The following is a 15,510-nucleotide window of genomic DNA, read 5'->3' on the forward strand; positions in this document are numbered from 1 at the left end:
GCATCCCCGCATGGACTCGCTCTACTGGCCGTACCTGGCGGCCGACTACTACCACCTGCTGGAGGTGCTGACGGCGACCGTGGCGGTGCTGGTGCTGATCTCGGGCCTGGACGACCTGTTCATCGACCTCTGGTACTGGGTGCGCGAGGCCTGGCGCGCGCTCACCGTGCGCAGGCGCTATGCGCCGCTGTCGGTGGCGCAGCTGCGCGAGCGCGACGAACAGCCCATGGCCATCATGGTGCCGGCCTGGCACGAGTACGACGTGATCGCGCCCATGCTGGCCAACATGGTTTCCACGCTGGAGTACCGCGACTACGTGATCTTCGTGGGCACCTACCGCAACGACGCGCGCACCATCGAGGAGGTGGAGCGCATGCGCCGCCGCTACCGCCACCTGGTGCGCGTGGAGGTGCCCCATGACGGTCCCACCTGCAAGGCCGACTGCCTCAACTGGGTGGTGCAGGCCGTCTTCAAGTACGAGAAGAACACCGGCCAACGCTTTGCGGGCGTGGTGCTGCACGACAGCGAGGACGTGCTCCACCCGCTGGAGCTCAAGTACTACAACTACCTGCTGCCGCGGATGGACTTCATCCAGCTGCCGGTGACCTCGCTGGAGCGCCACTGGTTCGAGCTGGTGGCCGGCACCTACATGGACGAGTTCGCCGAATGGCACAGCAAGGACTTGGTGGTGCGCGAGAGCCTCGCCCACGTCGTGCCTTCGGCCGGTGTGGGCACCTGCTTCTCGCTGCGGGCGCTGCACACGCTGGCCGAGGCCACGCAGAACCAGCCCTTCAATGTGGACAGCCTGACCGAGGACTACGACATCGGCAACCGCCTGGGCCAGCTGGGCATGAAGCAGATCTTCGGCCGCTTCGAGGTGGACTACGTGACGCGGCGCACCTCGTGGTTCGGCCTGGGCCGCGACAAGGTGCATGCGCTGCGCATGCCGCTGGGGGTGCGCGAGTTCTTCCCCGACACCTTCCGCACCGCCTACCGCCAGAAGGCCCGCTGGACGCTGGGCATCGGCTTCCAGGGCTGGGAGCAGGTGGGCTGGCGCGGCTCGCTGGCCGCCAAGTACCTGCTCTACCGTGACCGCAAGGGACTGGTGACCTCCTTCGTCGCCATGCTGGGCTACCTGCTGGTGTTGAACTTCATGCTGTTCTTCCTGGCCTACCAGTTCGGCTGGTTCACCGTGCACTACCCGCCGCTGCTGCATCCAGGCAGCTGGGTGGTGACGGTCATGGCCATCAACGGCCTGCTGCTCATCTGGCGCGTGCTGCAGCGGGCCTGGTTCGTGACCCACATGTATGGCTGGGAGCACGGCCTGCTGTCGGTGCCGCGCATGGTGGTGGGCAACTTCATCAACGCCGCAGCCGCGGCCCGGGCCTGGCGCCTGTTCCTGTCGCACAAGCTCCTGGGCACGCGGCTGGTGTGGGACAAGACCATGCACGACTTCCCCTCCGACGACCACCTGGTGCAGACGCGCCAGCGGCTCGGAGAGCTGCTGCTGTCCTGGCGGGCCATCGACCCCGAGCACCTGGAGACCGCGCTGCGCATGCAGGCCCAATCGCGCCGGCCGCTCGGCGCCATCCTGGTGGACAACGGCTGGCTGGACGACGCCACCCTCGACGAGGCCATCGCCTTCCAGGAAAACGACTCCCAGTTCGTGGGTCTCGAAACCCACAACCAACAGCAGGCACCCGCATGAAACCGCTGCACCGCAAAGCCACGCTGGCGATGGCCCTGGCGGCGGCCTGGCCCGTGATGCCGGCCCTGGCGTCGGTCGCGCCCCTCGCGGCAGAGACACCGGCCGGCCAGGAGGCCGGCGTCCAGCTGCGCGTCGCCATGCGGCTCGCGCTGCCCGAGACGGCCACCGCCGGCGGCCAGCCGGCCCCCGCCCCCATGCCCGGCCCCGAGACGCCGCAGGACGCCCTGCAGCTGGCCGAGCTGCCCGGCTGGCGCCGCCGCCTGTCCGCCGACAGTCTGGCCCTGGTGCGCATGGCGCGCATCGAGCCGCGCGGCATGCCCTCTTCCGCCGACGCCGACCCGCTGATGCAGATCGGCGGCGCACCGCCGCCCGCGCCGCCGCAGGGCCCCTTCCCGCCCGGCGGGCCGGACGTGGTGCTCGGCGCCGGCAGCCGCCGGCTGCCGACCGTGCCGACCCGCCTGGACCTGGCCCAGCTGCAGGAGCCGCCGTCGCCCGATGGGCCGGCACAGTTCGTGCGGCCTGGCGAGCGCCGGACCGCCCCGGCGGCGCGCGCCCCGGGCGCCCGCGCCGGCCGCGCCGCCCGCAGTGGCAACCGCCTGCGCGGCACGGCCTGGCGCCTGGCCGCCCAGGGCTACCGTGCCTACAACCAGGGCCGCTACGACCTGGCCCTGCAGCGTGCCGATGCGGCGCTGAGGCTGCGGCCCGACGTGCCGCGCCTGCAACTGCTGCGCGTGTACACCCTCCAGAAGCTCGGCCGCCTCGACGAAGCCGAGCGCAGTGCGACCCAGGCCATCGCCCAGGGCCATGGCAGCCCCGAACTGCAGGCGGCCCTGGTCAACCTGCGCCCGGCACCCGCCGCCACGGCGGCGGACGGCACGCCCCTCACCGAGGCCTACCGGCGCGGCTTTCCGATCGCCACCCAGGCCTACACCCTCTACAACGACGGCAAGTACGCCGAGGCGGCCAGACTGGCCGAGCAGGCCGTGCGCATCGACCCGAGCCAGGGCCCCTGGACGCTGCTCTGGCTCAACGCGCTGGAAAACCAGCAGCGCTACGACGACGTGGTGCAGTACGGCAACGTGGCCATGGCCCTGGGCGCGCCCAACAAGGACGCGATCATGGCCCGCATGCGCTTGGCGCGCCAGCAGATCGCCAACGTGCATGCGCAGGCCGCCTATGCCGCCCTCAACAAGGGCCGCAACCGCGAGGCGCTGGCCGAGGCGCGCGACGCCGTGCGCATCGCGCCCGATGTCGCCAGCCACCGCATGCTGCTGATCGGCGTGCTGCAGGCCATGCGCGACGACGCGGCGGCCGAGAAGGCCGCCACCGAGGCCCTCGCGGCCGACGACGAGAACACCGGCGTGCAGCTGCTGCGGGCCTACCTGCGCCAGTCGCTGGGCGAGACCGACGCCGCGCAGAAGGACATCGACGAGGTGCTGGCGCTGGACTGGATCACCGACGACCAGCGCCGCAATGCGCGGCTGATCGGCGCCGATCTGGCGCTGGCCGCCGACCAGCCCGAGCGCGCCCGCGCGCTGCTGGCCCCCCTGCCCGCGGACGATGCGCAGGCGCAGGAACGGCGCAAGCGCGCCAGCCGCTTCGCCGGCTGGGGCGCGGGCAGCGACAACAGCCTCACCGCCCTTGCGCCCCTCCAGCTGTGCCGCGACACGCCCTACGGCACGGTCTGCGAACTGGCGCCCTGGGACGACCCGGGCACCGACAGCCCGGCCAGCCGCGCCTACGCCGCCTTCGGCCGGCAGGAATACCCCAAGGCCATCGCCCTGGCCCGCCGCGCCGTGGCCGAGCAGCCCGACAGCGAGGCCAACCAGAACCTGCTGACCACCGCACTCGCCTCGGGCACGGCGCAGGAACAGCAGGAGGCCATGGACCGGCTCAACACCGCGCTGGCCGCCAAGCCGCAGGACGCGGGGCTGCTGCGCCAGCGCGCCTACCTCTACTCCAACCGCAAGGAATACGACCTGGCGCTGCAGGACTTCGTGGCGGCGCGCAGCACCGGCGAGGCGCCCGAGACCAACGTGCTCGACGAGGCCTATGCCACCGCGGGTGTCGGCAACCGACCGGCCGCCGCCGCCATGCTGCGCCAGGCCATCGACGACGCCGACGCGGGCAAGCTCGCGCTGGACAAGCAGCAGCGCTTCGACACCCGCAGCGCCATCGCCAACTTCTCGCGCGAATGGGGCGTCAATGCCTCGGTGGGCTATCGCGGTGCGCGCTCGCCGTCCAACGCGCTGGCCGGCCAGCCGGTGTCCGTGCCCGGCAATGCCACCTTCAGCACGGTGGAGGCCTACTGGCGCCCGCCCGAGTTCCTCAACAGCAGCAACCGCACCTTCGAGGTGTATGGGCGGCTGTCCAACACGCTGCAGAGCGGCAACACGGTGACGGGCGCGCAGGTGGTGGACAACCCCTGCGGCGGCACGACCAACGTGACCGAGGGCACCTTCCGCGGCGCCTCGGGCTGGCCCTCGACCACGGGCGCCATCGGCGCGCGCTACACGCCCGATGCGGGCACCAACCTCACCTTCGGCATCGAGCGGCAGTTCCTGCTGGGCACGGCCACGCGCTCGGGCGCCATCAACGCCGGCCCGGCCTCGGTGCGCTGCGCGCTCAACAGCCAGGCCGCCACCATCGACTACCAGGGCGGCAAGGCCTCGGGCGGCTGGCAGGCGTACATGCTGTATGGCTTCTACGAGGGCACCGCGCTGCGCATCGACCGCCCGAGCTGGTACACGATGGAAGGCTATGTGCAGGCCGGCTACACGCTGCTGGACCATGGCGTGGACTACACCGAACGCGACGCCAGCGGCAACACGCTGGCCACCGGCAACGGCCGCCTGCGCCGCGGCCAGGGCTTCGCGGCCGGCGAGGTGCGCGTGGGCCGCAGCTTCCTGACCTCGTACAGCGACCGGCTGGTGGTGTTCCCGCACGTCACGCTGGCGGCCGACTGGTATTCGACCCAGGCGCGTGTCAGTGGCGTGCCGCTGGCCGGTGCCAGCAGCTTCGCACTGGCGGGCAACGGCACGAGTTGGTCCGCGGGTGCGGGCATCGGCGTCAACCTGCGCTACTGGCTCAACGAGGACCGCTACAACGCCCAGCGCTCGCATGCCGACCTGAGCCTGCAGTACCGCGCCCGCCTGGGCGGTGACGCGGACCGGGCCAAGGGCGTGTTCATGACGCTGTCCTATTCCTATTGATTCCTGCGGGCGTGCGGCCGCGCCGCCGCACGCCTCGCGACGACGCACACGAACGAGGGGTTTGCATCCATGACCGACGACCGCACCGAAGGCGGCCTGCGCCGCCGCCACCTGCTGGGCCTGCCGATGGGCCTGGCCCTGGCGGGCCTGGCGCGCGCCCAACCCGACACGCTGGCCTTCGTGGGCCAGGACAACTTCATCTTCGCGGCCTGGGACAGCCTGGCCACGCCCGAATGGAAAGGCATCGACGCCACCGTGGCCCGTGTGGCGCAGGTGAGCCAGCTGCTCGCGGCCAAGGGCGTGGCCCTGGTCGTGCCGGTGCTGCCCGACAAGATGCGCATCTATGCGGAGAAGCTGCCCGCGGACAAACCGATGTCGCCCGAGATGCGGCAGCGCTACGCCGGCATCCTCTCGCGCCTTCAGGCGGCCGGCGTGGCCACCTTCGACGACGAGAAGCTGCTGATGGGGCTCAAGGCCGCCGGCCAGAACGTCTACTACCGCACCGACCAGCACTGGACCCAGCCAGCGGCCGATGCCACCGCGCAGGCCACGGCCGACCTGATCCGCCAGAAGGTGCCCAACCTGGCCGGCCAGCCGGGCACCGGCATGGCGCTGGGACCGCTGATCAACGAGCGGCGCTATGGGGATCTGGCCGACCGCTTCCTGTCGCCCGAGCAACGCCGCTCGGTCGGCCGCGAGATCTATTCGGTGCGCCGCGCGGGCGATGGCGAAAGCCTGCTGGCCGATGCGCCCGCCCCGGTGCACGTCACCGGCAACAGCATGGTTCAGCCCTATTTCGGCTTTCCGCAGAAGCTGTCGAACGTGCTCGACCGGCCCGTGTCGGTCAACTGGAAGCCGGGCGACGTGGGCTTCTGGCGCGTGCTCATCGAGTATGTGGAATCGAACGCCTTCCGCCAGCAGAAGCCGCAGGCGCTGGTGTGGCAGCTGTTCGAGCCCAACTTCCACCTGGGTCCGGATGCCCGCGGGCTGTGGGACAGCGCCTCGGTGATGGCTGCCGAGGAGTGGCAGCGCCGCATCCAGGCCGCGCTGGCGTGAGCGTGGCTGCGCCGCCGGCGCCCAAGCCCGCAGCCGCGCCCACGCCGCCCGACCGCCGGCACATCCCGTTCGCGCTCGTCATCGGCGTGCTGCTCGCCGCCGGCCTGCTCTGGGGCGGCTGGCGCCTGGCCACCGCCGACCGCGGCGCCTGGCAACAGGCGGGTGCCGAGGCCGCCATGAACCGCACCCTCGGTGCCCTGCCCGGCCAGTCCGGCTGGACGCGCTGGGGCGCCGGGCTGCGCTGGCGCCTGCTGGGCGACCTGGGCCCGCAGGTGGCCGAGGGCTGCCCCGGCTGGCTCTTCTACCGCGACGGCCTGCGGCCGGCCGCCGGCGAGGCCGTCGCGGCGGCGGCCTATGCGCGCCGCCTCGCCCTCATGCGGCACTGGGCCCAGCGGCTGCGAGCGCATGGCGTGCAGCTGGTGGTGGCCACGGTGCCTGACAAGTCCCGCATCGAGGCCGCGCATCTGTGCGGCCTGCCGGTTTCGGCCACGATGCAGGCACGTCTGGACGACTGGCAGCAGCGCCTGGCTGCGGCCGGCGTGCGGCACGTCGACCTTCGCCCCGCCTTGACTGACCTGCCCCAGCCCTATTACCGGACCGATGTGCACATGGCACCGGAAGGCGCCGAAGCCGCGGCCGCCGCCATCGGCCGCACGGCGCTGCCCTTGCTGGGCGGCCCCGGCGGCCAGCGCTTCGACGATCAGCGCGGCGCGGCGCCCGAGCCGCGCATGGGCGACCTGATCGTGCTGGCCGGCCTGGAGCACCTGCCCGAAGGCTGGCGCCCGTCGCTGGAGTCGTTCGTCCCCGAGCGCATCGTGCCCGTGGCCAGCGGCGGCCTGCTGGATGCCGGTCCGCCGGCCGAGGTGCTGCTGGTGGGCGATTCCAACGGCCTGCGCAGCGAATTCCCTGGCCGCCTGGGCCGGCAGCTCGGCCGCGAGGTCTGGACCCTCAGCCACGACGGCGGCTATTTCTCGGGCGCCATGCTGGCCGCCCTGGCGCAGCAGGACCGCTGGCCCGCCAGCCTCAAGCTCGTCGTGTGGACCTTCTCCGAACTCTCGCTCTCGCTGCCCCTGAGCGCCGACGAGGCGCGTGCCGCCGCCGCCCTGCCCTGAGGCCCGACGCGCATGCTGTTCAACTCTTACCTCTTCCTGTTCCTGTTCCTGCCGGTGGCGCTGGGTGGCTACTACGCCCTGGCTGCGGCCGGCAGGCGCTGGGCGGCGCTGTGGCTGTGCCTGACGTCCTTCGTCTTCTATGGCTGGTGGAACCCGCGCTTCGTGGTGCTGCTGGCCGGCTCGATCCTCGTCAACCACGTGTTCAGCCGGCTCATCATCGGCAGCAGCGGCGACAAGCGCCGCCAGTGGTGGATCACGGCCGTGGGCGTGGGCTGCAACCTGGCGCTGCTCTTCTATTACAAGTACTTCACCACGCTGCTCGGCGCACTGGCCGACCTGGGGCTGCGCGCGGGTCCGGTCGAGGACATCCTGCTGCCGCTGGGGATCTCCTTCTTCACCTTCACGCAGATCGGCTATCTGCTCGACTGCCAGGCCGGGGCGGTGAAGAAGGCCAGCCTGCTCAACCACACGCTGTTCGTCACCTTCTTCCCGCACCTGATCGCGGGCCCGGTGCTGCATCACAAGGAAATGATGCCGCAGTTCGACCAGGCCGAGACCTACCGCTTCCGCGCCGAGAACCTGTCGGTGGGCGGCACGCTGTTCGTCATCGGGCTGGCCAAGAAGGTGCTGCTGGCCGACAGCATCGCGCCCTATGCCGATGCCGGCTTCGCGTCGCCGGGCGACACGCAGTTCTGGGCCGCCTGGGGCGCCGCGCTGGCGTACACGCTGCAGCTGTATTTCGACTTCTCGGGCTATTCGGACATGGCGCTGGGCCTGGCCAAGATGTTCGGCGTGCGCTTTCCGCTGAACTTCAACTCGCCGTTCAAGGCGGCCAGCATCATCGACTACTGGGCGCGCTGGCACATGACGCTGACGCGCTACCTCACCACCTACCTGTACTACCCGATGGCCATGAAGGTCTCGCGCTGGCGCAGCCACCGTGGGCTGCCGGTGGGCGCCGCCGGCAGCCGCACGGCGCTGGGCTTCGCGCTGATGATCGGCTGGCCCACGCTCTACACCATGGGACTGGCGGGCGTGTGGCATGGCGCGGGCCTGCAGTTCTTCATCTACGGGCTGCTGCACGGCAGCTACCTGTGCATCAACCACGCCTGGCGCATCGGCCTGGCGCCGCGCGTCGCGCCGCAGGGTCCGCGCGGCCGGCGGCTGTGGCTCATCGCCTGCGTGGGGCTGACCTTTTCATCGGTGACGGTGGCGCATGTGTTCTTCCGCGCCAGCAGCGTGGCCGACGCGATGGCGCTGCTGCAGGGCATGGCCGGCTCGCGCGGCATCGAATCGCTGGGCGGCGCGCAGGCCGTGGCGCTGCTGACGCAGGGCTGGGCGGGCTGGCAGTCGCTCATGGGCCGCCATGTGCAGGCGCTGCTGATCGTGCTGCTGCTGGCCATCGCCTGGGGCACGCCCAATGCGTACCAGATCCTCGGCCGCTTCTCGCCCGCGCTGGGCCGTGTGCAGGAGGGCCGGCCCGCGTGGCTGCGCTGGCAGCCCAGCACGGGCTGGCTGGTCGTGGTGCTGCTGCTGTTGCTGGTGAGCGTCATGAACCTGCACCGCGAGGCACGGTTCCTTTACTTCCAATTCTGATGAAGCCTCTCGCCACTCTTCTTCGCACGCTGGCACTGCCCGCGCTTTGCGCCACCATGGCATTTCCCGCGATGGCCCAGGACGGCGCACTGTCCCAGCTCTACGCCGCGCGCCCGCCCGCGGGCTCGTCCTTCGTGCGCGTGGTCAATCCCACGGACCAGACGCTGCTGGTGCAGGTGGCCGGCGGGCCGGCGCAGCGCATCGGACCGCAGGCGCCCGCCACCAGCTATGCCATCGTGGCCGGTGGCCGGCCATTCGCCGTGCAGGTGGGCGGCAAGAAGGCCGCGACGCTGGAGGTGCGGCCCGACAGCTTCGGCACCTATGTGCTGCGCCGCGATGGTGCCGGCCATGCCTTCACCGCCATCGACGACACGGGTGACGTGCCCGATGCGCTGAAGGCCGAGCTGCGCTTCTACAACCTGGTGCCCGGCTGCGCGAAGGCCCAGCTGCAGCTCGCACCGGCCGGCACGCCCGTCGTGCGTGACGTGGCGCCGATGGCGGCCGGTGCGCGCTCGGTGAATCCGGTGCAGGCCCAGCTGGCGGCCGCTTGCGGCAGCGCCGTGAGCGCGGCCCAGGCCCTGCCCGCGCTGCAGGCGGGCGACCACCTGAGCCTCTTCATGACGGGCACCGCCGACAAGCCGGTGCTGACGATGCAGCCGGCCCGCACCGACACCTTCAAGCGTTGAGCGTCTCGTACAGCCGCGCCAGTTTGGCGCGGTCGGTCTTGTAGTTGACCGACACCGGCAGCTGCGCGCAGGGCAGCAGCTCCGACGGGATCATGTAGTGCGGCAGGCGCGCCGCCAGCAGCGCCTTCCAGTCGGCCAGCTCGGCCGGCAGCGCCGTGTCGTCGCTGCCCGTCTCGACGAAGGCCACCAGCCGCGCCACGGCGCCGTTGGGCCGGCGCAGGGCCACGGCCGAGGCGCCACGGTTGCCCGGCAGCGCGGCCAGGGCGGCATCCACCTCCATCAGCTCCAGCCGGTAGCCGTTGAGCTTGATCTGGTCGTCGATGCGGCCATGGCAGAAGAGCAGGCCGTCCTCGCCCTCGGTGCCCAGGTCGCCGGTGCGAAAGCCGCGCTGGCCCTCGCGCATGAACATGCGCGTGGTGTTGAGGTCGGGCCGGTTGAGGTAGCCGCGCATCACATGCGGGCCGGCGATGCACAGCTCGCCCTCGTCGCAGTACACGGCACTGTCGCGCTTGGCACGACCGATGGGCAGCGGCGCGTCGGTGGCGAGCATGGCGTCTTCCACCACCAGCAGCGTGGTCGCCACCGTGGCTTCGGTGGGGCCATAGGTGTTGAGCAGCGGCACATCGGGAAAGCGTTTGCGCAGCTGCCGACACAGCGGCACGGGCAGCGGCTCGCCGCAGAAGACGAAGGTGCGCAGCTGCGGCAGCGCCGCCTGCGTGAAGCCCGGGTTGACCAGCTGCTGCTGCGCGAAGGACGGCGTGGACACCCAGGTCGTCACGCCATGCCCGGCCATCAATGCCGCCACCTTGAGCGGCGAGGCGGCGTCCTGCCGGTCGAGCATGAGGATGGTGCCGCCCAGCGCCAGCGTGCCGAACACGTCGTAGAGCGACACGTCGAAGCTGAACACCGTCTGGTCGAGGAAGACCGGGCGCTCGCCCAGGCCGAAGTCCAGACGCATCCAGTCGATCAGGCCCTGCACGCTCTCACGGCCGATCTGCACGCCCTTGGGCTGGCCCGTGGTGCCCGAGGTGAACATCACGTAGCACAGCTGCTTCTCGGCCAGCGGCGTGCCGGCGCCCTCGCGCAGCACCTCGAAGCGGCCCTGGGCCGCGTCGTAGAGCAGGTGGGCGTCGAGGATCTGGCAGATGCTGGCCAGGCGCTCGGCCGGGTAGACCGCATCGACGGGCACGAAGGGCGCGCGCAGCATCAGCGCGCCGGTCAGGGCGACCATGAAGGCCGCTTCCTTGTGGCCGCGGATGACGATGGGCATGTCCGCGCCCAGGCCCAGACGGCGGGCCTCGTCGCACCAGGCCTCGGCCTCGCGCTGCAGTTGGGCCCAGTCCAGGTGGCGGTCGCGGGCCACGATGGCCGGCCGTTCGCCGCCGGCCTCCGTCTGGAGGAAGCGGCCGCCGTCGTAGTCGAAGTGCATGTCTGGCGCGCGAGGGCGGCTCAGGCCGCCGTGTTGGCCACGACGAAGTCGGTGAGCGTGCGCACCGAGTACAGGTGCTCCTGCGCCTCGGTGATCGGCACCGTGCAGCCGAAACGGCTCTCGACGGACAGCATCAGCTCGACGGCAGCCACGGAATCGAGCAGGCCGGATTCGAGCAGGGGCACCTCCGGATCCACCTTCTTGAGGATGGCGGACTGGATCAGGGCGATGAGTTGTTGTTCGATCTCGGCAGGCGTGGTCATGAGGATGGAAGACGGAAGCAAAGGGCGCAGTGCCCCGAAGTTCAAAGGTCGCGGTTGAGCGGCACGCCCAGCACCACGGTGGAAAGGCTGCCGAGGATGCGGTCGTCGTTGACCATCACGGCGGCAGCATGCGCGTCGCGGATGTGGCGGCTCAGGTAGAACTCGCCCGGCTCCATGTAGCCCTGGATGCCGCATATGCGCAGCGCGATGTCGGTGACGCGCACCACCAGCTCGGAAGCACCGACCTTCAGCGCGTTGTAGCTGACCATGCGTTCGGTGGCGGTCTGTGGCCCCTCGACGTCTTCGTAGAGCGCCATGCAGGCCGCCAGCGTGCCGCGGAACTGCTGCACCAGCGTCTCGCCCTCGGCCAGTCGCAGGTTGGCGATGGGGTTGAGCGGCGCCCCGCTGCGGTTGCGGTGGCGCAGGAAAGCCCGCGCCCGGCCCAGCGCCGACACGGCGATGCCCAGCCACACGGCGCCCAGCAGCAGGTGCGAGGTGGGCAGCATGGTCTGCGACATGTGCACCGAGAAGGGCTCGGCATAGACCTGTTCAGGCCCGCAGTCGGCGATCAGGTCATAGCGGTCGGTTCGGGCGCCGCGCATGCCCATGGGGTTCCACGGTGTGTGGGCCTGCAACTGGATCTGGTCCTTCCGCACGGCCACCAGCCGCTGGTCGGTGGGCGCCGCATCCTCGGCACGGCGGGCACTCACCAGGAAGACGTCGGCCGCGGGGGCATAGGAGATGACGGCCCCGCTCTTTCGCAGCCGCAGATGGCCGTCGGGCTGCGGGTCCAGGAAGCAGGCGCTGGCGCGGATCGCACCGCCGGTGGCGCCTTCGGTGGTGGCGGAAGCCACCAGCAGCTGCTCCGACGCCATGCGCGCGAGCAGGCCCTGCAGCCAGTCGCTGTCCTGCGCATGGCCGATGGCCACGGCCGACTGCGCCTGGTGCATGGCGTAGATCAGGCCGGTCGAGGCGCAGGCCTCGGAGAGGCGGCGACACACATTGACCACTGCCCGCAGCGGCAGCCCCGGACCGCCGTAGCGGGTGGGCACGAGCAGGCCCATCAGGCCCTGCGCACGCAGCGCGGCGAGCACCTCGGTGGGCAGCCGGCCCTCCCGGTCGACGGCCTCCGCCTGTTCGGCGGCCAGTTGCGTGGCCCGCGCCACGGCGGACTCCATGGCCGCGGCGGGCGACACCAGTTCTGCGGCCTTCATTCCCGCCCCAAGCTTCGAGAGTGTTGATACATTTTTAGTATAAGTTCACTTTTCGTAAGCTTTGCGGACAGGCCGTGACCAGCACCTGACGGCGAACGTCAGGCGGCATCGGCGAAGGGCCGCTGTGGCTCAGGCGCCGTCGCCGCCGCGCCAGTCGCGCAGCAGCTTCTGGGCCTCGGGCGTGTCGCCGAGCAGCCAGGGGTCGATGGCGAAGGCGAGCACATGCTCGGCGCCGTAGCTGCGCGCGACCTCCAGCTGGGCGCGCACCCGTTCCAGCGTCGCGGCCCGGGCGCGGAAGGCGTCGGGCTGGCCTGGCGGATTGGGCAACTGCTCGAACAACTCCACGATCAGGTCGAACGCCACGCCACGCTTGCGCAGCAGGCGGCGCAGTGGCTCCAGGCCGGCATAGTTGCCCATGCCGGCCACGCCCACACCGTCCTGCAGCATGGGCCGCAGCGGCGCGGCGTCGAGGATCTCGGCCCACAGGCCGTCCAGCGAGCCCGGCGTGGGCAGGCGGCTGTAGAAGGTGGAGACGGCCAGGCGCGGCTGGCTGCGCTTGAGGGGCTCGGCCGCCAGCTCGCGCAGCCAGGCCGTGAGCAGGCGGCGCCGCTCGGGCGTGGCCCAGTTGTACTGGTCGATCTCGTAGGGCAGGTACCAGCCGCGGAAGGCGGCATGGTCCGGCCAGGGCTCGCTGCGCATGGCGGCCAGGCTGCGATCGCGCGTCTGGTCAAGAAAGGCCGGCAGCGCCTCGGGCTGTTTGGCGCCCAGCGTGGTCCACCAGCGCTCGTCGTAGGGCAGGCCCAGGCGCACGCCCATGCCTTCCCGTGCGGCCTCGTCGAACAGCATCTGCAGCAAGGCCGGCTTCAGCATCCAGTCGTTGGTGCCGCCGTACAGGCCCATCCACTGCACGACCACCTCGCGGCAGCCCAGCGCGCGCGTCGTGCGCAGGCGGCGGCGCCATTCGTCCAGCGACAGTGCTTCGTGGCTGCGCCAGGGCTGCAGGAAGGTGCCATCCAGCCGCAGCGGCGCCGGTGCGCAACCGGCGGCCAACAGGGCAGCCGCGGCGCCGGCCGCACCCAGCCAGGCGCGTCGTGTGGGCATGGGCGGAGGCTTCACGTGTAGCGCTTTTCCAGCGCGTCCCAATCCGGCTTGCCGACAAGGCGCTGGCGCTCGGCGAAGGGTGCGACGAGGCCGCTGGACTCCTGAACCTCCTTCTGGTCGCGCAGCACCGTGAGGGCCTGCTGCATGCCCATCACCGCGCCCTGCAGCGCGGCATTCGCATAGAGCACGATGCCGTAGCCGAGATCGGCCAGCTGGTCGGCATTGAAGATGGGCGTCCTGCCGCCGATCACCATGTTCATCAACTGGGGCTTGGCCAGGCGCTGCGGCAGGGCGCGCACCTCGTCGGCCTGGGTCACCGCCTCGACGAAGAGGATGTCGGCCCCGGCCTCGGCGAACTTCTGGGCGCGCTCGACCGCGGCCTCGAAGCCGTGCGTGGCAGCGGCGTCGGTGCGGGCCAGGATCATCAGGTCGGCATCGCGGCGCGCATCGACGGCCGCCTTGATCTTGCTCACGGCCTCTTCGGTGCTGATGACCTCCTTGCCCGAGAAATGGCCGCAGCGCTTGGGTGCGACCTGGTCCTCCAGCTGGATGCAGTCGGCGCCGGCCCGCTCCAGCGTGCGCACCGTGTGATAGACGTTGAGCGCATTGCCGAAGCCCGTGTCGGCATCGACGATCAGCGGCAGCGACACCGCATCGCGGATGCGCGCCGTATGGTCGGCGATCTCGGCCAGGCCCATGAAGCCCTGGTCGGGCATGCCGAACCACATGTTGGTGACGCCGGCACCGGTGACGTAGATCGCCTCGAAGCCGAGGTCTTCGATCACACGGGCCGAGAGGGCATTGAAGGCCCCCGGCACGAGCACGCCGCGGCGGGCCTCGACCAGGGTCTTGAGTTGTTTGCGAGTGGACATGCACGCGAGGGGTTCGACGGTCGGGGGGCGCCCAGCAATGCCGGGCCCACCCTGGCCGTCCGGTTCAGAAGCAATCGCCGGGCACGCGCACCCAGCCTTCCATGAGCACGCGGGCGCTGCGGCTCATGAGGGCCTTGGTGACCTGCCACTGCGGCCCGGCCGGCCCGTCGACCTGCCGCGCCTCGGCGCCGACACGCAGTAGACCAGAGGGATGGCCGAAGCGCACGGCGCTGCGTTCGCCGCCGCGGGCCGCCAGGTTGACCAGCGTGCCCGGAATGGCCGCCGCGGTGCCGATGGCCACGGCCGCCGTGCCCATCATGGCGTGGTGCAGCTTGCCCATCGAGAGGGCGCGAACGAGCAGGTCGATGTCGGCCGCGCGCACCGCCTTGCCGCTGGAGGCCACGTAATCCTGCGGCGGCGCGACGAATGCGACCTTGGGCGTGTGCTGCCGCGTGGCGGCCTCGGCCACGTCGCGGATCAAGCCCATGCGCACGGCACCCCACGCGCGGATCGTCTCGAAGCGCGCCAGCGCGGCGGCGTCGCCGTTGATGGCGGGTTGCAGCTCGGTGCCCGTGTAGCCCAGCTCGGCCGCGTTGAGGAAGATGGTCGGGATGCCGGCATTGATCAGCGTGGCCGCGAAGGTGCCGACGCCGGGCATCTCCAACTGATCCACCACGCAGCCGGTCGGGAACATGGCGCCGCCCTCGCCTTCTTCGGCGGGGTCGAGGAACTCGAGCGGCACCTCGGCCGCCGGGAAGGTCACGCCGTCGAGCTCGAAGTCGCCTGTCTCCTGAACCTGTCCGTCCGCCATGGGCACATGGGCCACGATGGTCTTTCCGATGTTGGCCTGCCAGATGCGCACGGTGCATACGCCTTCCGCCGGCACGCCCGCCGCATCGACCAGGCCGGCGGCGATGGCGAAGGGGCCCACGGCCGCCGACAGGTTGCCGCAGTTGCCCGACCAGTCGACGAAGGCGCTGTCGATGGCGACCTGGCCGAAGAGGTAGTCCACGTCATGGCCGGGGCGCGCGCTCTTCGACAGGATGACGACCTTGCTGGTGCTGGAGGTCGCGCCGCCCATGCCGTCGGTGTGCTTGCCGTACGGGTCGGGGCTACCGATGACCCGCATCAGCAGTGCGTCTCGCGCCGGGCCGGGCTCACGGGCGCGCTGGGGCAGGTCCTGCAGGCGGAAGAACACGCCCTTGCTGGTGCCGCCGCGCATGTACGTGGCGGGGATCTTGATTTGAGGCGCGGGCATGGT

At 71.1% G+C, this 15,510-nt stretch carries 12 protein-coding genes; 6 read left to right on the top strand and 6 right to left on the bottom strand.

Annotation, left to right across the window (positions count from 1 at the left end):
* The first annotated feature begins 10 nt into the window (after nt 1–10).
* The 6 genes from BXA03_RS18965 to BXA03_RS18990 all read left to right on the top strand — a co-directional run bounded on the left by BXA03_RS18965 (nt 11) and on the right by BXA03_RS18990 (nt 9,370).
* Nucleotides 11–1,708, top strand: coding sequence for a glycosyl transferase family protein (locus tag BXA03_RS18965; protein ID WP_076510728.1), 1,698 nt, complete (start codon nt 11–13; stop codon nt 1,706–1,708).
* Entirely contained in the window at nt 1,705–4,920 is a 3,216-nt protein-coding gene (locus BXA03_RS27515; protein ID WP_076510730.1) for an NfrA family protein, read from the top strand. The genes BXA03_RS18965 and BXA03_RS27515 overlap by 4 nt, the downstream gene beginning before the upstream one ends.
* A 69-nt stretch (nt 4,921–4,989) precedes the next feature.
* The gene (locus tag BXA03_RS18975; protein ID WP_076510732.1) at nt 4,990–5,976 is read left to right on the top strand and encodes an alginate O-acetyltransferase AlgX-related protein; all 987 of its coding nucleotides are present in this window, start codon (nt 4,990–4,992) and stop codon (nt 5,974–5,976) included.
* A complete protein-coding gene (locus tag BXA03_RS18980; protein WP_234983746.1) occupies nt 5,973–7,088 on the top strand; it encodes an alginate O-acetyltransferase AlgX-related protein in 1,116 nt (371 codons plus the stop codon). Before BXA03_RS18975 ends, BXA03_RS18980 begins: the two co-directional genes overlap by 4 nt.
* A gap of 12 nt (nt 7,089–7,100) precedes the next feature.
* Nucleotides 7,101–8,684 carry an MBOAT family O-acyltransferase gene (locus BXA03_RS18985; RefSeq protein ID WP_076510734.1) on the top strand — a complete coding sequence of 528 codons (1,584 nt, stop codon included), beginning with the start codon at nt 7,101–7,103 and terminating at the stop codon, nt 8,682–8,684.
* Between the two features lie 56 nt (nt 8,685–8,740).
* Nucleotides 8,741–9,370, top strand: a complete 630-nt coding sequence (locus BXA03_RS18990) for an alginate O-acetyltransferase AlgF (RefSeq protein WP_234983748.1) — start codon at nt 8,741–8,743, stop codon at nt 9,368–9,370.
* On the opposite strand, the gene BXA03_RS18995 is transcribed toward BXA03_RS18990, so the two are convergent.
* The 6 genes from BXA03_RS18995 to prpF all read right to left on the bottom strand — a co-directional run bounded on the left by BXA03_RS18995 (nt 9,360) and on the right by prpF (nt 15,507).
* On the bottom strand, nt 9,360–10,799 hold the full coding sequence (locus BXA03_RS18995; protein WP_076510738.1) for an AMP-binding protein: 1,440 nt from the start codon (nt 10,797–10,799) through the stop codon (nt 9,360–9,362). The genes BXA03_RS18990 and BXA03_RS18995 overlap by 11 nt on opposite strands.
* Nucleotides 10,800–10,819: 20 nt before the next feature.
* Nucleotides 10,820–11,062, bottom strand: a complete 243-nt coding sequence (locus BXA03_RS19000) for an acyl carrier protein (protein WP_076510740.1) — start codon at nt 11,060–11,062, stop codon at nt 10,820–10,822.
* A 41-nt stretch (nt 11,063–11,103) separates the two neighbouring features.
* Nucleotides 11,104–12,276: an acyl-CoA dehydrogenase family protein gene (locus tag BXA03_RS19005; RefSeq protein WP_083716181.1), complete on the bottom strand. Its 1,173-nt coding sequence runs from the start codon at nt 12,274–12,276 to the stop codon at nt 11,104–11,106.
* Between the two features lie 129 nt (nt 12,277–12,405).
* Entirely contained in the window at nt 12,406–13,377 is a 972-nt protein-coding gene (locus tag BXA03_RS19010; RefSeq protein WP_076510742.1) for a DUF4434 domain-containing protein, read from the bottom strand.
* Between the two features lie 11 nt (nt 13,378–13,388).
* A complete protein-coding gene (locus tag BXA03_RS19015; RefSeq protein WP_076510744.1) occupies nt 13,389–14,249 on the bottom strand; it encodes an isocitrate lyase/PEP mutase family protein in 861 nt (286 codons plus the stop codon).
* Nucleotides 14,250–14,313: 64 nt separating this feature from the next.
* Nucleotides 14,314–15,507 (bottom strand): 2-methylaconitate cis-trans isomerase PrpF, encoded by a 1,194-nt coding sequence (prpF, locus tag BXA03_RS19020; protein ID WP_076510746.1) that lies wholly within the window; start codon nt 15,505–15,507, stop codon nt 14,314–14,316.
* Nucleotides 15,508–15,510: the final 3 nt, after the last annotated feature.

The sequence above is a fragment of the Pseudacidovorax sp. RU35E genome, from assembly GCF_900156165.1.
Classification (GTDB): Bacteria; Pseudomonadota; Gammaproteobacteria; order Burkholderiales; family Burkholderiaceae_C; genus Xenophilus.